Here is a 19296-nt window from a genome sequence, read left to right on the forward strand (position 1 = left end):
GTTAATTACCCCCTTAAATTTTCATCATCATTTAAAACTTTTTCTGCCATTTCTTTTCTATATAATTTTAAATCCTCTTTTAACTTCGGATATTTTATACTCATTATTTGCATTGCCATTAACACTGCATTTAAACCAGAGTCAATTGTAACAGTGGCTACTGGTATTCCACTTGGCATTTGTACCATTGATAAGAGTGAATCTAGCCCATCCATTGTAGAAGACTTTATTGGCAATCCTACTACTGGAATTAATGTATTTGCTGCTATTACACCTGGTAGATGAGCTGCTTTTCCTGCTGCTGCTATTATTACATCAACTTCATTGTCTATTCCTTGTATAAACGCTTCTAACTCTCTTGGTGTTCTATGCGCTGATAAAACACGAACAATAACTTCAACGCTATGCCTTTTTAAGAAATTTATTCCCTCTTCTAATTTAGGATAATCTGACTTAGATCCCATAACTACTGCTACTTTCATTATACTCCTCCTTAATTTACGATTGTAAATATTTTTTACAACCTCTTATTATATACGAACTATTATATGTTAATAGTATAATAATATTAATGTTTTGTCAATAGAATTTCATATTTTTATTTTTATTTTTTTATAAATATATGTTATATGTCGAATTATTAAGTTATTTTTATAACAAATGTACACAAGCACTTTATTTTCATCATCATAATTAACACATATGCTATAATAATTAAAGATATATTCAAAATAAAAAGGAGGTTTCTTAAACATGATAAATATAGATAATTATAATATTATTTTTTCAAATAAATTAATAAAAGAGTATTCTAATTTGAATCATAGATTCAAATCATTAGATGACATTTATATAAATGCCAAAGTTACACTTTATGAAAATGCCCATAAAGAAAAAATTCTTTTCCAAAAAAATATTTCTAGAAATACTCTAACAACATTTTTAACTTCATATAAAGCGCTGATACATAACACTTTAAAATACTATTTGATTGGTATGAAAATGGAGATATTCAGCGAGTTTATAGAAAATAATGAAATTCGTGAACTACTAGATAATATGTGTGATAATGAATTATTTAATACAGTTTTTATAGAATTCAATTTGAGTGCATTTAATAAAGGACATATAAATTTAAGTTCTTCTGAACTTCTAACTAGTTTATATGAAGATATAAATAATATTACAGAAGATTATGAAATTGAAGATATGCTTAAATGTATAAGTTTATTAGAAAGAGATTTGGAAACTGAAGATGAATTTTTAGAATTAAGTAAAGTCAAAAATTACTTAAATAATATAAAAAAATAAGCCTAGAAAATATATCTAGGCTTATTTTTTATAATCTTAAATTTTTATCCTAAAAGTACGAACTTTATAATGAACAAGAACGATAGAATTATCATTGATAAGTTTACTTCTTCTTTTCTATTTGTAGCTAATTTTAATAATGTGTAAGATAATATACCGAATATAATACCGTCTCCAATACTATTTGTAAGTGGCATAAATGAGAAAGTTATAAATGCTGGTATTGCATTTGTAAAATCAGAAAAATCAATTTTATTAAGTGATCCTGCCATCATTACACCAACTATTATTAATACAGCTGAAGTAGCTTGTGTTGGTATTGCAACAAATAATGGAGAAAATAATAATGATAAAACAAATAGTATTCCTGTTGTCACAGCAGTTAAACCAGTTTTTCCACCTTCACCAATTCCTGATGCACTTTCTATAAATGAAGTTACTGTTGATGTTCCAAGTAAAGCTCCTGTCGTTGTTCCTATAGCATCAGCTAACATAGCTTCTTTAGCTTTTGGTATATTTCCATTTTCATCTAAAAGATTTCCTTTTTCAGCAACACCTACTAAGCACCCTACTGTATCGAATAAGTCAACAAATAATAATGTAAATACTACTATTACCATATTTAAACTAAATATTTCATTAGGATTTACTGAGAATGCTTGTAAAAATACTGGTTTTAATGAAGGTATGCTAAGCGACATTATACCTTCTGGTAGACCCACTAATTTAAGGCCCATGCCTATAACAGATATTACTACTATAGAAATTAATAATGCACCTTTTTTATTTTTAGCAACCAGTACTCCTGTTACTAATAATCCGAATAATGTTAATATAACTAATGGATCATGTAAATTTCCTAAACTTCCATCAACTATTATACTTGCATTTTTTAATCCTATATAAGCTATAAATAAACCAACACCTGCTGTTACAGCATATTTTAAGTTTGTTGGTATACATTCAATTATTTTTTCTCTTAAATTTGTTACTGTAAGTAAAATAAATATAAGTCCTTCTATAAATACTGCCATAAGAGCAAATTGCCACGAATATCCCATTTGTAAAACTATGGTATTAGCAAAGAATACATTTAATCCCATACCTGGAGCTAATGCTATTGGATAATTTGCTAAAAATCCCATAAAGAAAGTTGCTATTGCTGCTGATAAAGCTGTTGCAACAAATACTGCTCCTTGATCCATCCCCGTTTGAGAAAGTATAGATGGGTTAACAACTAATATATATGCCATTGTCATAAATGTAGTTATTCCTGCCATCACTTCTGTCTTTGTGTCTGTATTATTTTCTTCTAATTTAAAAACTTTCTGTAGTAAATTTTCTTTTTTTGTTTTTGATGTCATTTCCATAATTATCATCACCCTATTTCATATATTATATTTGATTAACGTTCCATATATAGCTTATTTTCTACAAAAAATAAACTTTTTCGTTCGTGTTTTATAAGTACAATAATAGAATAACATCTCATATATTTACTGTCAATATACATTTTCGCTTTTTTACGAACATTTTTTCATTTTTCATATCATTTTATAGTTATTTATATAATAAATGCGAACTTTTTATTATATTATCTGTCATTTTTCATAAAAAAGAGAAAGTTTGATACTTTCTCTTTAAATTAATCTATGATTTTATTAAGCATACTAATTTTTTCAATTTTTCTTCATCTATACCTTTAAAAGGATTATTATCTACTCTTACTGCTGTACCAAAGTGAAAATCTGTAGCTTTTGTGGATTTTTTTATTTTATCAACATTGTCAAAGTTTAATCCTCCACCTAAAAGTATATTTATTTTTTTTTCTTCATCTATGATATCTTTTATTTCATTTATATTTTCAGTTATGTTTTTTTTACCTCCTGATGTTAATATATTTGTTATTTTTTTATATTTTTTAAGTATTTTCATACTTTCATTTAAGTCAGTATCATCTATTGCTCTATGAAAAGTTACATCTAACCCATCACATTCATTCAAAAGTTCAATTAAATGTTGTTCATTAATATTATTTTTATCATCTAAAACCCCTAAAACTACGCCATTAGCGCCTAAACTTTTTACTACTTGTATATCTTTTTTCATTATTTTCAAATCCTCTTCACTATATACAAATCCACTGGCATGGTGTCTTATCATTACATTTACAGGTATATCTACGCTGTTTACTACACTTTCTATAAGCCCATAACTTGGCGTCAAGCCACCTTCAGTTAATGCACTTACAAGTTCTATTCTATCTGCACCACACTTTTCTATAGATTTAGCATCTTCTACTGTCATTCCTATTATCTCTAGCATTATCCACCTCTTAATAAAATATATATTGTTCTTGTGATTGTATTATTTATATAAAAATATTTCAATATATTTCATTATAAAATATTTACTTTACATAAAAATTAGAGATAAGAAGTTTTAACTTCTTATCTCTAATTTTTAGTCTAATTTATCAAGTTCTTCTTCTGTATTTGGAACTTTTATTTCTCCATTTTTAACTTTATCTGCCATAGTATTTACATAGTCTAGCACATCTTGAGGAACTAAATTCTTTGTAGATTCAGGTATACCAACACCATCTTCTTTTAATCCATATATTTTAGCTTGTCCACCAGTTAGTTTTCCATCTTTAAATTCTTTAACTGTATCATATACACCAACATTAACTTTTTTCAAAGCTGATGTTAAAACATTCTTTGGTGCTAAATCACTTTGATCTTTATCTACGCCAATTGCGTATTTATTTTGTTCTTTAGCTGACTCTATAGCTCCTACACCTGTTCCTCCTGCTGCGGAAAGAATTACATCTACACCATTTGAATACATTTGATTTGCTATGGATTTTCCTTTTGCTGCATCTGCAAAGGTTCCTGCAAATTGGACTTGTACATCTGCCTCATCATTAGATTTATCTACACCATATTCATATCCATACAAAAATCTATATATAATCTGATTTTCCATTCCACCTATAAAACCAACTTTATTAGTTTTTGTCATTTTTCCTGCTATTAGTCCAGCTAAAAAAGTAGCTTCATTTTCTTTAAATAATATAGGCGTTATATTTTTTGGTATTGTGTCATAAGTTTCATCTATTATAGCAAAACTTATATCTGGATAATTATTTGCTTGAGTTTTAATATCTTCTACCATAGTATTACCAACACCTATAATCAAATCCATTCCATCATCAGCTAAAGTTTCTATATTTCCAATATACTCAGAAGCCTGTTTTGATTCTATTACCTTTACTTCTACTCCTAATTCTTTCTGTGCTTTTTGTAATCCTTCCCATGCACTTTGGTTAAAAGATTCGTCATTTATCCCGCCTACATCGGCAACCATTCCTATTTTCATACTTTTAGTGTCTTTTGTTTCTGTGTTATTTTTTTTACTTGTACACCCCACTATACTTATTAAACCTATCAGTATGGCTGAACTTAATGCTACAATTTTTTTATAATTCATATTATGCCTCCTGTCATTTTAATAATTCTGTATGTATCTATGTTTTATAAAGTTTTGGCATTTATAATAATATTATTTCAATAAGTTTATAAATTAATTACAAAAAAATAAAAAAAGACAAATAACCATAAGTTATTTGTCTTTTTTGTTTATATTATTCCCACTCTATAGTTCCTGGTGGTTTTGAAGTTATGTCGTAAACAACTCTGTTTGCTCCATCAACTTCATTTACTATTCTGTTTGATATTTTCTCTAAAACGTCATATGGCATTTTGTACCAGTCAGAAGTCATTCCGTCAGAAGATGTTACCGCTCTTATACCTACTAAGTAAGCGTAAGTTCTTTCATCTCCCATAACTCCTACAGTTTTTACGTCTGGTAATGTAGCAAATGCTTGCCATATTTCTTTGTATAAACCTGCTTTTTTAAGTTCTTCCATATATATAGCATCAGCTTCTCTTAAGATGTCACATCTTTCTTTTGTAACTTCACCGATAACTCTTATTCCAAGTCCTGGTCCTGGGAATGGATGTCTAAATATTAATCCTTCTTCTATTCCAAGTTCTAAACCTATTTTTCTAACTTCATCTTTGAATAATTCTCTTAATGGTTCTACTATTTGGAATTCTATATCTTCAGGTATTCCACCAACATTGTGATGAGATTTTATTGTAGCAGCTTCTCCATGTCCACTTTCTACAACGTCTGGATATATAGTTCCTTGTACTAAGAAGTCCATTTTTCCAAGTTTATTTGATTCTTCTTCAAATACTCTTATGAACTCTTCACCTATTATTTTTCTCTTAGATTCTGGCTCTGTTACACCTTTTAATTTTCCTAAGAATCTATCTTCACAGTTAACTCTTATTAAGTTCATATCAAACTTATCTCTGAATATTCTTTCTACATCATCACCTTCATTTTTTCTAAGTAATCCATGGTCAACGAATACACAAGTTAAGTTATCTCCTATAGCCTTATGAACAAGCACTGCTGCAACTGACGAGTCAACTCCACCACTTAAAGCACACAATACTTTTTTATCACCTATTGTTTCTTTTAACTCTTTTATCTTATCATTTATAAATGAATCTGTAGTCCAATCTCCACTTACTTCACAAACATTGTATAAGAAGTTTTTAAGTATTTTATCTCCTTCTAAACAATGTTCAACCTCTGGATGGAATTGTACTCCATAAAGATTTTTTTCTTTGTTTTCTACTGCTGCAACTGGACAATCAGCTGTATAGGCTATTACTTCAAATCCTTCTGCTACAGTATCAACTAGATCTGTATGACTCATCCAAACTGTATTAGTTGACATTCCTTCAAATAATTTTGATTCATTATATGTTATAACTGTTTTTCCATACTCTTTTTCAGATGTATTACCTTTTCTAACAACGCCACCTAAAACATGTGACATTATTTGATGTCCGTAACATATTCCAAGTATTGGAACTCCTATTTCAAATATTTCTTTTGATATTGTTGGAGAATCTGCTAAGTATGCACTATTAGGTCCTCCTGTAAATATTATCCCTTTTGGATTTTTAGCTTTTATAACTTCTATATCTGTAGTATATGGTATTATCTCACAATATACGTTATTCTCTCTTACTCTTCTTGCTATTAACTGATTATATTGACCTCCAAAGTCAACAACTAATACTAATTCATGCTTCATTACATCATATCTCCTTGTGTACTATAGTTTGGCGCTTCTTTTGTTATTGTTATATCATGTGGATGACTTTCTTTTAGAGAAGCCGCTGTTATTTTTACAAATTGAGCTGTTTCTTGTAAGTCTTTTATTGTAGGTGCTCCACAGTAACCCATTCCTGATCTTAAACCACCTATCATTTGATAAGCTATATCTTCCGCTTTTCCTTTATAAGGAACCATTCCTTCTACACCTTCTGGAACTAATTTCTTAGCACCATCTTGGAAATATCTATCTTTTGATCCGTCTTCCATAGCCGCTATAGAACCCATTCCTCTATATGCTTTGTATGATCTACCTCTGTAAAGAACTGTTTCCCCTGGACTTTCATCAGTTCCTGCAAATAAAGATCCCATCATACAAACATTTGCTCCAGCAGCTAAAGCTTTAACTACATCACCAGAGAATTTAATCCCACCATCAGCTATTACTGGTACTCCATATTTTTTAGCAACTTCTGCACAATCCATAACTGCTGTTACTTGTGGAACCCCTATGCCAGCAACTACTCTTGTAGTACATATAGATCCTGGACCCATACCTATTTTTACACAGTCAGCTCCAGCTTTTATTAAGTCTTCACAACCTTGAGCTGTAGCTACATTTCCTGCTATTACTTGTAAGTCTGGATATGCTGATTTTATTTTTTGAACCGCTTCTATAACACCTTTTGAGTGTCCATGTGCACTATCTAAAACTATAGCATCTACTTTAGCTTCATATAATGCTTTTACTCTATCTAATACATCTCCTGTTATACCAACTGCTGCTCCACATAAAAGTCTTCCTTTTTTATCTTTTGCAGAGTTTGGATATTGAATTTTCTTTTCTATATCTTTTATTGTTATTAAACCTTTTAAATGATTATCTTCATCTACTATTGGTAATTTTTCAATTTTATGTTGTTTAAGAATTTGTTCAGCCTCTTCTAAAGTAACCCCTTCTCTAGCTGTTACTAGATTATCTTTAGTCATAGCATCTTCTATTTTTTTAGACATATCTTTTTCAAACTTAATATCTCTGTTTGTTATTATTCCAATAAGCTTTTTATCTTCGTCAATTATTGGAACTCCTGATATTCTAAATTTTCCCATTATATTGTCAGCATCTTGAATCGTATGGTCTTTTGTTAAGTAAAATGGATCCACAATTACTCCACTTTCGCTTCTTTTTACTCTATCTACTTCTGAAGCTTGCTCTGCAATAGACATATTTTTATGAATTATACCCATACCACCTTGTCTAGCCATAGATATTGCCATTTTTGACTCTGTAACAGTATCCATTCCAGCACTCATTAAAGGTATATTTAATTGTATTGTCTTAGTTAAGTATGTTTGTGTATTTATCTCTTTTGGTAATATTTCTGATCTTTGAGGTATTAATAAAACATCATCAAAAGTTAATCCTTCTTTTATTATTGTAGCCATACTAATCTCCTTTCAATTTAACCCACTTTATATTTGAACATTTAATTTTTTATAAAAAAAAACCTGTATAGTTTCCATCTTTTTACTAAAAAGTGAAATCACTATACAGGTTTGAATATATGACTTAAAACTGCCTATTATTAAGCAGCTAATATATTCAAATATATATAATAATTTCACCCATAGCCAAGATTTTTACGGTTTCTCGGTAGAAACTCTCAGACCATATTTCTGAGTATATACGAGTGATTTTGTTTTAAAAATTTTCGTTATTCGCCTTATGTTTGAATAATAATTTACCAAAATAATTCGCTTGTGTCAACAAATTTTTACGATTTTCTTCATTAGCTATTATATTTATTGCCATATAAGCTTCTTTAATTAACATATTGGAATTAATTACTATAATTATTTATATAAGAAATTATGTTTTTACTTTATTTAATTTACTATTATAAGATTGTTACTTAATTTTCACATTAATAAAAACATCTTCTTCAGGTTACAACTTTTATATAATATTTATTCTTTCATATATATTTATTTTACTTATTTAAGTAATAACAATTATTATTTTAATTTGTTAATAGTAGATGCCAGATATCCTGCTCCAAATCCATTATCTATGTTTACTACAGATATACCTGAAGCACAACTATTTAACATAGCTAAAAGTGGCGCTAGTCCATCAAAATTTGCACCATATCCAACTGATGTAGGCACTGCAATAACTGGTACATCTACTAAGCCTCCTATTACACTAGGAAGAGCTCCTTCCATACCAGCTACTGCCACAATGACTCTAGCATTTTCAATCATATGTCTATTAGCTAATAGTCTATGAATTCCAGCAACTCCTACATCATATAATTTTTCTACTTTATTTCCACAGAATAAAGCTGTATAGTATGCTTCATTGGCCACAGGTATGTCAGATGTACCTCCTGTCACAATTAAAATAGTTCCTTTACCCTGATCTTTTATTTCTTCATTTTTTATTCTTAATATCTTTGATAATTCATCATATTCTGCATTAGGATATATTTTAATGATTTTATCATAAGTAGTCTTTTCGCATCTTGTTCCAAGAATATTACTACCTTTTTCGTTCATTCTTTCTATAATCCCTAAAATATGAGCATCACTTTTCCCCTTGCAATATATTACTTCTGGATATCCATTTCTTATACTTCTATGATGATCAATATGAGCATATCCTATATCTTCAAAAGGCAAATCTTTTAATTTCTCTAAGGCATCTTCTATTTCTATGTTACTATCCTTAACATCATTTAATAATTTTTTTAAGTCCATAATTCCCCTCTTTTGCTCTTGTTTTATTTATATATAATTATACCTTAATATTTTATTTAAAACACAACTATTTATTAATTAAAACTTTTTGATTCTATAAATCACCAACAATATAAATCAAACTATCTATTTTCTTAAGCGTAAAAGTGGTTATATTATCTTTGCTTAAAAATATATTTGTAATAAAAAAGAGAGAACTCTATGAGTTCCCCCTTTGTTTAAATTGTATTATATTACATCATTCCTGGCATTCCTGCTCCCATAGGTGCAGCTTTATCTTCTTTTTCTGGAATATCTGCAACAGCAGCTTCTGTTGTTAAGAATACTCCTGCTATAGATGCTGCATTTTGAAGAGCACTTCTAGTAACTTTAGTTGGGTCAACTATACCAGATTCTATCATGTTTACATATTTTTCGTTTAATGCATCAAATCCTATTTCAGGATCTTCTGCTATTACATTTTGAACTATTACTGCACCTTCAAGACCAGCATTTATAGCTATTTGTCTTAATGGTTCTTCTAATGCTTTTCTTACTATTTTAGCTCCTAGTTGCTCTTCTCCTTCAAGAGTTTCAACTAGTTTATCTAAAACTGGTATTGTACTAACTAATGCAGTACCACCACCAGCAACTATACCTTCTTCAACAGCAGCTCTAGTTGCATTTAAAGCATCTTCTATTCTTAATTTCTTCTCTTTCATTTCTACTTCTGTAGCTGCACCAACTTTAACTACTGCAACTCCACCAGATAACTTAGCTAATCTTTCTAATAATTTTTCTTTATCAAAATCAGAAGTTGTAACTTCTACTAAATGTTTTATTTGATTAACTCTATTTTGTATATCTTCTTTTGTTCCATGACCACCAACTATAGTAGTGCTATCTTTTACTACTTTAACTGATGAAGCTCTACCTAATAAATCTAAATCAGCTTCTTTTAAGTCATACCCTACTTCTTCTGATATTACAACACCACCAGTAAGAATAGCTATATCTTGAAGCATTTCTTTTCTTCTATCACCAAATCCTGGAGCCTTAACTGCAACTATTTCACAAACTCCTCTTAATTTATTAAGAACTAATGTAGATAATGCTTCACCTTCCACATCTTCTGCTATTATTAATAATCTCTTACCTTGTTCCACTATTTGATTTAGTATTGGCAATAATTCTTGTATATTAGATATTTTCTTGTCAGTTATTAATATATAAGGATCATTTAAAACTGCCTCCATTTTATCTACATCTGTAACCATGTATGCAGAAACAAATCCTCTATCAAACTGCATACCTTCAACAGTTTCTAATTCTGTATTCATAGTCTTTGACTCTTCTACAGTTATAACGCCTTCTTTTCCTACTACTTTCATTGCCTCAGCTATTAATTTACCTATTTCATCATCTCCCGAAGACACCGCTCCAACTTGAGCTATTTCTTCTTGAGTTTCTATTGTTCTTGATTGTTTCTTTAATTCTTCAACTGAAGCTTCTACTGATTTTTGTATCCCTTTTCTAAGTATTATTGGATTAGCTCCAGCAGTAACATTTTTTAAACCTTCTCTTATTATTGCTTGTGCTAAAACTGTAGCAGTAGTTGTACCGTCTCCTGCTACATCATTTGTTTTAGTAGCAACTTGCTTAACAAGCTGTGCACCCATATTTTCAAATCTATCTTCTAATTCTATTTCTTTTGCTATAGTAACACCATCATTAGTTATTAGAGGTACTCCAAACATTTTGTCTAATATAACATTTCTTCCCTTTGGTCCAAGAGTTACCTTAACTGTATCAGCTAATTTGTTTACACCAGTTTCTAATGCTTTTCTTGTATCTTGCGCAAATCTAATATCCTTTGCCATCTTCATACCCTCCTAATTTTTACTCAATAACAGCTAATATATCGCTTTGTCTTAAAATTATGTATTCTTCTGAGTCTATTTTAACTTCATTCCCTGCATATTTTGAGTATATTACTTTATCTCCAACTTCAACTTCCATTTTTACTTCACTTCCATCTACGAAGCCTCCTGGCCCAACTTCTATAACTTGTGCCATTTGTGGTTGTTCTTTTGCTGAACCTGGTAAAATAATACCACTTGCAGTTTTCTCTTCTGCTTCAACTTTTTTGATTACTACTCTGTCTGCTAAAGGTCTTATTTTCATAATTTATCCCTCCTAAAATAGAATTGTATTATTAAATTTAGTTATTATTATTTTTATCACTCTATATCTTAGAGTGCTAACAAGATAATAATAAACCATTTTCATAAAATTTTCAACCTATTTTTGAACCTTTATTTCTATATAAATATTTATCATTAAACTTTGTTTTTATACCATATTATTTTATATTTTATGATATAAAAAAAGTTTACGCCTTTCATATTAGAAAGGGTAAACTTAGTTACTTCATAAATTCCACATAATGATCGAGAACTTCCTTAGGTTCCCCCATCATTTTAATTACACCATCATGCATCCACATTACAGTATCACAAAGCTCATTTAAAGTAGAAATGTTATGAGAAACTATAACTACTGTTCTTTTTCTATCAGAAATAAGACTCTTCATTTTCGCATAACTTTTCTTTTTAAACTTTTGGTCTCCTACACTTAGAACCTCATCAATAAGCATTATATCTGTTTCTAATATAGCCGTAATAGAAAAAGCTAGCTTCGAAAACATACCACTAGAATATGTTTTTACAGGCATATCTATAAATTGTCCAAGTTCCGCAAACTCTATTATCTCATTCATTTTACTTTTTATTTCTTCTTCTGAAAATCCAAGTAGCATTCCAGATAACATAATATTTTCTCTTCCTGATAAACTTTTATTAAACCCAACACCTATTGATAATAGTGATACTGATTTATTATGTAAATTGATTGATCCTTCATCTGGAGAGAATATACCAGCTAGTGCTTTTAACATCGTGGATTTACCACTTCCATTTTTACCTATTATTCCTAATATATGACCTTCCTCAACTTTAAAAGAAACATCATTTACTGCTTTAAATTTCTTCACATCTACTTTTTTTAGTTTTAATAAATTTCTTTTTATTGAATAAGCTTTTAAACTTTTATATGTAATACTTAAATCATTCACTTCTATGGCTATTGATTTTTCTGACATTATATCACCTTCACATAACTATTTTCGTTTTTGTATATTGTTTTTACTCCTATTACTGATATTATTATTCCTATAATCATCCAAAGTAGCAATAACTTTCTTGATGGAGTTTCTCCATATAGCAAGCATTTTCTTAATGAAGATAGTATAAATGCTATTGGGTTACATTTTAATAATATATCTGAATAGGGAGAATCAATTCGAGATTCTATTGAATAGAAAATCCCAGTCATATAAAATACTGCCCTTAATACAATGTTTACTACATTAGACAGATCTTCTACGAATACCCCAAAATGTAATAATATAGTCATAAAAGCAAAATTAATTATTAAAAGAGTCATCATTATAGGTATAAAGTACAATACATTTGGTGTTATTTCAACCTTACTTATAATCATCATAATAATTACAATTCCCAGTGAAATACACATTTTAAACCCATTTACACACATTTTTGAAAGTATAAGTATAAATTTAGGTATATATACTTTAGATACTATCGCCTTATTTTTCTTAACCATTGTAATACTTTGTTTCATATTTCTATTAAAGAAATCCCAGGCTGTTATACCAACAAATATAAACACTAAAAAATGTTCTTCTTTAGAATTAAATACAACGCCAAATATAAAAGCATAAATCATCATAAAACACAAAGGCTCTAATACCCACCAAACCCAGTTTAGATATGAATTTGATACTTCTGCTTTAAGTTCTGATTTAGCTGAATAAATAGTATAATTATAATATTTTTTAACATCATTAATAAATCGTCCCATATTTTTTCTCTCCTCTAACAAATATATCTTTGTCTAAATTCCTTTTTGATAATTCTTTAAATCATTATAAATTCTTTTACAACCGTTATAATCACTAAATTCAAATAAATCATTAGCTATTTTTATATAGTAATTCAATTTTATAATTTTTTCATATTTATAAATAATTCATCAACCAGGCAACTATTATTATAACATATTTTTCCAAAATTCACCTTATTATATGAAAATCCGCTTTTTTTATAGCATGATAACAATTCAGGATTTTGATAACAAAATATAGATTTTTTCATCTATACAAAATCCAACTAGTACTTAATAGTTATTTGCATTTAAACCGTGCTCCGTAGGTATTTTCTATTAATTTATTATACATTTTAAATCACTCTGTATAATTAGACACCGAGTAATAAAGCTTTATTTCTTCTTTTTCTTCAATAGCAATAAATACTCACTTTTTCATGATATAGCGATTAAAATTTGTTTTTGTTGTTAATTGTTAATCTATTATATATTGGTAGACTAGTTAGTTTTAGCATAAATTTATACCTCTACTTCTTAGTCCTGTTTTTTTCTATATATTAATTACATACTTACATTGCTATACCATCACTTTGTTACATTATATTTTATCTATACAACTAAAACAACAACTGTATTCTGATATATTCTATAAAACAAAAACCATAAAAATAACTGTCAAAATATAAGTTATATAATCTCCACTTTTACAATTTAACAGCTTCTTTTCATTAAATTATAATCACTTTATTGGCGAATTTAGGAATATATATTAATTTCAAACCATTTTTATCTAAATAATTAAATAAAAAGATAAATCCAGCCAATTAATTTTCTACTGCTTAGATTTATCTTTTTATTTAAGATTCTATCATTTATTTTCATCTGAATATATAGAAATATTTTATCCTTGTAATGTATTTCTTAATCTACATTTTCATTAATAAGTTTAAAGTTTGTATATTCACCTAAATCCATAAGTACTATGCTGTGACTTGTTCTTCTTTGGCTAACAGGAATCATTTGCATATAATCTCCATATAAATATGTAAGATATTCATCATAGTGTTTTGGTACAGGTAGTTTATATCCTTCAAAATCTACATAAATAACTTCATCTAACCATTCTTTTGGGAATACTCCTCTTCTTAAATTTCTTCCCATTCCATCATATAAGTACTCTGCTTTTTTACTATTTTTGAATAAAGTTATAATATTATCTTGTAAATACTCTAAAAATTTATATGAACATTTATTCTTCATAAAATTTCCTATTTTACACAACACAGGATGTTTTCCACCTGTTTTCATTTTTTTATTAGCCCATTTATTGAATACCATTGACCTTGTAATTAAAGTAGCATATATATGCAAGTTCTGAATAAATTTATTATTTGATGTATTATCTTGCGATAATATATCTATAAAAATACCATTATGCATTTTCATAAATTTACCTGTATGTCTAGTTGCAAATAGTGTATTATCCATTCTTATCTTTGTAAATACATGATGGTTTAATTCTTCAGTTCTAGGATTTTGAACAAATAAATTTGAAGGCAATTCATCTTGGGCCACTTTAAGAAATTTATCATAATCTTCTCTTAACATCATTACATCTGCGTCATCATCCCATGGTATAAATCCTTTATGTCTAATTGCTCCTAATAATGTTCCTCCTGCTAAAAAGTACTTTATATCATGTTTCTTACAAATCCTGTCAATTTCCAATATGTACGCTAATAAAATTTCATGTACAGTTTTTAACTTACCATGGTATGTATTATCAAATATAAAAGTTTCATCCCTATTGTAAATACTCTTTACCATAAGAATCAAACCATCTTCTAAGCATACTTTTGGACACCATTTATAATGTCTTATTTTCAGACTATTAATACTAAAATCATATTGTTCAAAATCTTTATGATTTTTATTAATAATGTTTATATCAGCTTTAACTAAGTTGTTATTTACTAATAATGTTAATATTTCTGTACTAGATACTGTAGATTGTAATCCATCAACATTATAAATTTTATTAGTAGGACATTTTTTTAATGCATAAAAAATAGCTGTTAAAATGTCACTAATATATATAAATGAAAACTGTCTATCATCCAAATTAACATATTCTTTTTCATTTGCATCTTTTACGAACTCTTTTAAAAAATTACCATTGAAATCGACACATGCACCATAAGCCATAGCTGTTCGTATTATAGTATAATTAAAGTTATTTTCTTTACTATAACATATGCATAATGATTCTAAACTCTGAAGAATCATTTGTTCAAAATTATTAATATTATCAAATTTTTCATATTCAGATGCTATCATTTTATTAGGTATTTTTCCATTAACACGATAATCAGACATAAAAATTAATCGTTCAAAAGAAATTTTGCTAATTTTCTCAAATATACTTGTATAGTTATCTATAATATGCATATATTCACTAGCATTTGATTTTATTTCTTTATTACATAGCCCAGTTAAAATTACATGTTCACATTCATCTATATCATTTAACTCTTTTACAAAAAAATCTTCTCTATTTATAAGTTCACTTCTATAAATATTATTATCAATATTACCTATTGGTACTAAAGTAACTTTAATATTTAAGTCTTTTTGATCATTTAAATTTAAAAAAGAATATACAACCGAACGCGTAAATGTATCATTTCCATCCCCAATTAATACAATCTCTTTATTGCACAATTGACCAAAAGGGTATTTTTTAACCCTCGTTGGAGCTTGAGCATAGTCTAATTCAAACTCATTTAAAAACTCTCTTAATAACATCCCTATTTCCCTTCCATTAATAACACGTCTTTATTTTGTTCTTCAATAGTATTTATTGATCTTATAATACCTTCTTTTAAATTAACTTTAGGTAGCCAACCAATACTCATTAACCTGTTATTGTTTAATATTTCAGGAGTTGCTGAAAAATAAGACTGTATAGGTTCAATTTCATCACTTTTATTAGCAAAACTTAAAGATAACTTTCTTTCTGGAAAAACATTTACTGACATTTTAGCAAAATCACGTATTGTTACATTATTTTCTTCAGATGATATATTATATGGTCTTATATTTTCACCCTTTAATAAGATAGTCAACAAAGCTGATACCGTATCTGTAACATAACAAAAAGATCTCATTGTAGCTCCATTACTTTTTAAAAGTATATTTTGCTTCTTTACTACATTAGCAAAAAACTGCGCCCATACACGATCATCGTCTAATTTACTTGCACCGTAAATATAACTTGGCCTTGCTATTTTAATATCTAATCCATACTCCTTATTATATGTAGCACATAATGTTTCTGCAGCTCTTTTTCCTTGTGCATAACAATTTTTATATGAAGTATGATCTATGTATCCTATATTATCTTCTTTTAAATCTTTTGATCCATCATGAACACTTCCATAAACTTTCAAGCTTGATATGAATAATACTTTGCAATCACTATTTTTTCTTGCAAATTCTAAAACATTCATAGTTCCTATAAGATTAGCATTTATTGTTTCAACTGGTTTATTTTCAAAGTGCCATGCACTTGCATTGCTTGCCGCATGTACAATATAATTTACTTCTTCATCTATAACAAACTCATTGCAAACATCTTGTATTACTAATTTAAAATCATCTCTGTCTAATAATTTTCCATATTTAGCCGATGCATTCTTTTCATTACGTACCATTCCAACTACTTTTAAATTTTGATTATGTAAATCATTTCTTAAAAGTAATGATAATGTTAAATAATATCCTATAAACCCACCTGCTCCAGTAATTAATATAGTTTTATTATTAAAACTTTCCCATGGAATTTCTGATTGTGTAATTTCATAAGCATCATTGTATACAAATTCATTAACATTTGACTTTATTTTATAATCCAAATTTCAATTCCTCCTTAGCAAAACTTTTATAGTGATCATAATAGTAACTAGACCTTAAAGTATATAAATCTTCTGGTGTGGTAACTTTAATATTTTGACGTTCTCCTATGAATAAGTGTACCTTTTCACCTAGTTCTATTAATAATTCACTTGATGATGTTGGTGCATCTATATTTCTTCTTTTTGCTTCATCATGTGCCCACATTATTTTTTCCATATAATATCCTTGTGGAGCTTGGGTTATATACATTGTACTTCTTTCATAATTTTTATTACAGAAAACTCCATCATTACTTTCTAATACAGAATCTATACTAGGAGTTACAGGTACTGCTGTACCATATTTTTTAGTTTCTTCTATGCAATTTGTTATAAGCTGTTCAGTTATCATAGGACGTACACCATCACAGATTAATACAATGTCATCTTCTGATGAATTTTTTTCTAATTCTACTAATCCATTATGTATGGATTCATGACCATTACTGCCACCTTTTACTATGCTTACAACTTTTTCTAAATTATATTTTTGTATTTCCCATTCTAGTATTTGAATCCAGTTTTCTAAACATGAAACTACAATTTTATCTATTTGTGGATGATTGTCAAATTTTTCTAATGTATGAATTATAATTGGTTTTCCTTCTACCTCTATAAATTGTTTTGGTATGTCTGAATATTTCATACGAGAACCAACTCCACCTGCAAATATAACTGCTGAAATCATTTAACCTTTCCCCCTTATACACTATACTTGTCTATTTTATTTTGTGTATTTGTAAAAACTAAATATAAATTTAATTAAATTCCTTTAATAACATGTCGAATAATCTCTCAGTACAGTTTCCATCACATTTACTCATGTACTGATTTGAAAATTGCCTGATTTTTTCAACATTAAAGTTATTATATTCATTTAATAATTCTTTATCTAGTTCTTTTCCATCTTTAACTATTCGTCCAGGAATAGATTCAAGTGGTATATAAAAACCTCTTTTTTGCTTATATTCATCATAATCTGGTATAAATAAAATCAAAGGTTTCTTTAATAATATATAATCAAAAATAACTGAAGAATAATCAGTTATCAATATATCTATAACTAATAATAACTCTTCTGTATGTATATCAGTATTAGAAATACGACTTTTAGAGTCTAAATGTGGATGTACTTTAGTCAAAACATACCACTCTTTGCCTATTTTTTTCCCTAATTCATTTATATAGTCCTCTCCTAATATAAAAGGATTATTTGCTTTTCCTCTAAATGTCGGAGCCCACAAAACTATTTTTTTGCCTATTGCATCTGGATGCTTTTTATAAAACAATTTACGGCAATTTTGTATATGTGAATCTAAAAAGAATGAATCTGTTCTGCTTAATCCCGTGGCTTTTGCTACTCCTTTATCCAACTTCATAGCACTCTCATATATCGGTATACAACATTCATCACTAACAGTTACAAGGTCATAGTTTTTAAATACATTTCCTTTATAGTAATTAGGTATATCATCATCTGTATCATAAGCAAATTTTTTTAATATACCACCTGCATGCCATAATTGTACAACCACAGTATCTTTTCTTTTTTTACAAGAAGATACTGGCAAAAAATTATCACAAATAAATACATATTTTGCTGTTGCATATAGTTTCATAAATCTAATCATTTCATAAATAACTTTTATATATGAATTAGATTGATAGTCCGCATAACATTCTTCAACTTTGAAATTTGTATCTTCAAATTTCTCTTTCATTAGTTTCATGCTATAAGGTATTTCTTTATGATGTGCATCTGCAAAAATAACTAAACTATTATTAACAGGATTTCTGCTATATATTTTATAAACTATAGGCAGTAAAACATTCTGTACACCCATTTTTATACATTGTTTTATAAAAAAATTTATATTCATATATATTTTTCCTTATTATTCCAATATTTTTACTACCATTTATGTTATCATATTCAAATCTTTCTTTCAATTGTAAAACAAAATATATACAACTTTTTGTTATAATATACTGCAGTCAAAATTGTCTTCATTCAATATCCAATCTATATAATAAAAAGTAAATTGAAAAAATTAATAGTACCACAGAAAGTTATTTCCTAATGAATAATATTAATATACCATTTAGTGACAATATTTGCGATTTTATA

The 19296-nt window shown here is 28.0% G+C and carries 16 protein-coding genes and 1 riboswitch; of the genes, 1 reads left to right on the forward strand and 15 read right to left on the reverse strand.

What is annotated here, in order from left to right; all coding sequences use genetic code 11:
- Window positions 1–5 precede the first annotated feature (5 nt).
- Entirely contained in the window at window positions 6–482 is a 477-nt protein-coding gene (gene purE, locus TEGL_RS18740) for a 5-(carboxyamino)imidazole ribonucleotide mutase (protein ID WP_018590030.1), read from the reverse strand.
- Between the two features lie 271 nt (window positions 483–753).
- Between purE and TEGL_RS18745 the strand changes: the two genes are divergently transcribed.
- Complete coding sequence (locus TEGL_RS18745) at window positions 754–1311, forward strand: hypothetical protein (protein ID WP_018590029.1); 558 nt, start codon at window positions 754–756, stop codon at window positions 1309–1311.
- Window positions 1312–1355: 44 nt separating this feature from the next.
- Here the strand turns inward: TEGL_RS18745 and TEGL_RS18750 are convergent, their stop codons facing one another.
- The 14 genes from TEGL_RS18750 to TEGL_RS18815 all read right to left on the reverse strand — a co-directional run bounded on the left by TEGL_RS18750 (window position 1356) and on the right by TEGL_RS18815 (window position 19048).
- Complete coding sequence (locus tag TEGL_RS18750) at window positions 1356–2681, reverse strand: NCS2 family permease (protein WP_018590028.1); 1326 nt, start codon at window positions 2679–2681, stop codon at window positions 1356–1358.
- A gap of 280 nt (window positions 2682–2961) precedes the next feature.
- Window positions 2962–3636, reverse strand: a complete 675-nt coding sequence (locus TEGL_RS18755) for a copper homeostasis protein CutC (protein WP_018590027.1) — start codon at window positions 3634–3636, stop codon at window positions 2962–2964.
- Window positions 3637–3774: 138 nt separating this feature from the next.
- A complete protein-coding gene (locus tag TEGL_RS18760; RefSeq protein WP_018590026.1) occupies window positions 3775–4803 on the reverse strand; it encodes a BMP family lipoprotein in 1029 nt (342 codons plus the stop codon).
- 154 nt (window positions 4804–4957) lie between these two features.
- Window positions 4958–6490 carry a glutamine-hydrolyzing GMP synthase gene (gene guaA, locus TEGL_RS18765; RefSeq protein WP_018590025.1) on the reverse strand — a complete coding sequence of 511 codons (1533 nt, stop codon included), beginning with the start codon at window positions 6488–6490 and terminating at the stop codon, window positions 4958–4960.
- A complete protein-coding gene (guaB, locus tag TEGL_RS18770) occupies window positions 6490–7956 on the reverse strand; it encodes an IMP dehydrogenase (RefSeq protein WP_018590024.1) in 1467 nt (488 codons plus the stop codon). Before guaB ends, guaA begins: the two co-directional genes overlap by 1 nt.
- A 163-nt stretch (window positions 7957–8119) precedes the next feature.
- Window positions 8120–8221: riboswitch (purine riboswitch) on the reverse strand.
- Between the two features lie 305 nt (window positions 8222–8526).
- Window positions 8527–9270 carry a nickel pincer cofactor biosynthesis protein LarB gene (larB, locus tag TEGL_RS18775; RefSeq protein WP_018590023.1) on the reverse strand — a complete coding sequence of 248 codons (744 nt, stop codon included), beginning with the start codon at window positions 9268–9270 and terminating at the stop codon, window positions 8527–8529.
- Window positions 9271–9503: 233 nt separating this feature from the next.
- Window positions 9504–11129: a chaperonin GroEL gene (gene groL / locus TEGL_RS18780; protein ID WP_018590022.1), complete on the reverse strand. Its 1626-nt coding sequence runs from the start codon at window positions 11127–11129 to the stop codon at window positions 9504–9506.
- A 19-nt stretch (window positions 11130–11148) separates the two neighbouring features.
- A complete protein-coding gene (locus TEGL_RS18785) occupies window positions 11149–11433 on the reverse strand; it encodes a co-chaperone GroES (RefSeq protein WP_018590021.1) in 285 nt (94 codons plus the stop codon).
- A gap of 241 nt (window positions 11434–11674) precedes the next feature.
- Window positions 11675–12409 (reverse strand): ABC transporter ATP-binding protein, encoded by a 735-nt coding sequence (locus TEGL_RS18790; protein ID WP_018590020.1) that lies wholly within the window; start codon window positions 12407–12409, stop codon window positions 11675–11677.
- A complete protein-coding gene (locus TEGL_RS18795; protein WP_018590019.1) occupies window positions 12409–13191 on the reverse strand; it encodes an ABC transporter permease in 783 nt (260 codons plus the stop codon). Before TEGL_RS18795 ends, TEGL_RS18790 begins: the two co-directional genes overlap by 1 nt.
- A 945-nt stretch (window positions 13192–14136) precedes the next feature.
- Window positions 14137–16020, reverse strand: a complete 1884-nt coding sequence (locus TEGL_RS18800; protein WP_018590018.1) for a LicD family protein — start codon at window positions 16018–16020, stop codon at window positions 14137–14139.
- Between the two features lie 2 nt (window positions 16021–16022).
- The gene (locus tag TEGL_RS18805) at window positions 16023–17129 is read right to left on the reverse strand and encodes an NAD-dependent epimerase/dehydratase family protein (protein WP_018590017.1); all 1107 of its coding nucleotides are present in this window, start codon (window positions 17127–17129) and stop codon (window positions 16023–16025) included.
- Window positions 17119–17856, reverse strand: a complete 738-nt coding sequence (locus tag TEGL_RS18810; RefSeq protein ID WP_018590016.1) for an IspD/TarI family cytidylyltransferase — start codon at window positions 17854–17856, stop codon at window positions 17119–17121. The genes TEGL_RS18805 and TEGL_RS18810 overlap by 11 nt, the downstream gene beginning before the upstream one ends.
- Before the next feature lie 70 nt (window positions 17857–17926).
- Entirely contained in the window at window positions 17927–19048 is a 1122-nt protein-coding gene (locus TEGL_RS18815; RefSeq protein ID WP_018590015.1) for a CDP-glycerol glycerophosphotransferase family protein, read from the reverse strand.
- Window positions 19049–19296: the final 248 nt, after the last annotated feature.

Source organism: Terrisporobacter glycolicus ATCC 14880 = DSM 1288 (assembly GCF_036812735.1).
Classification (GTDB): domain Bacteria; phylum Bacillota; class Clostridia; order Peptostreptococcales; family Peptostreptococcaceae; genus Terrisporobacter; species Terrisporobacter glycolicus.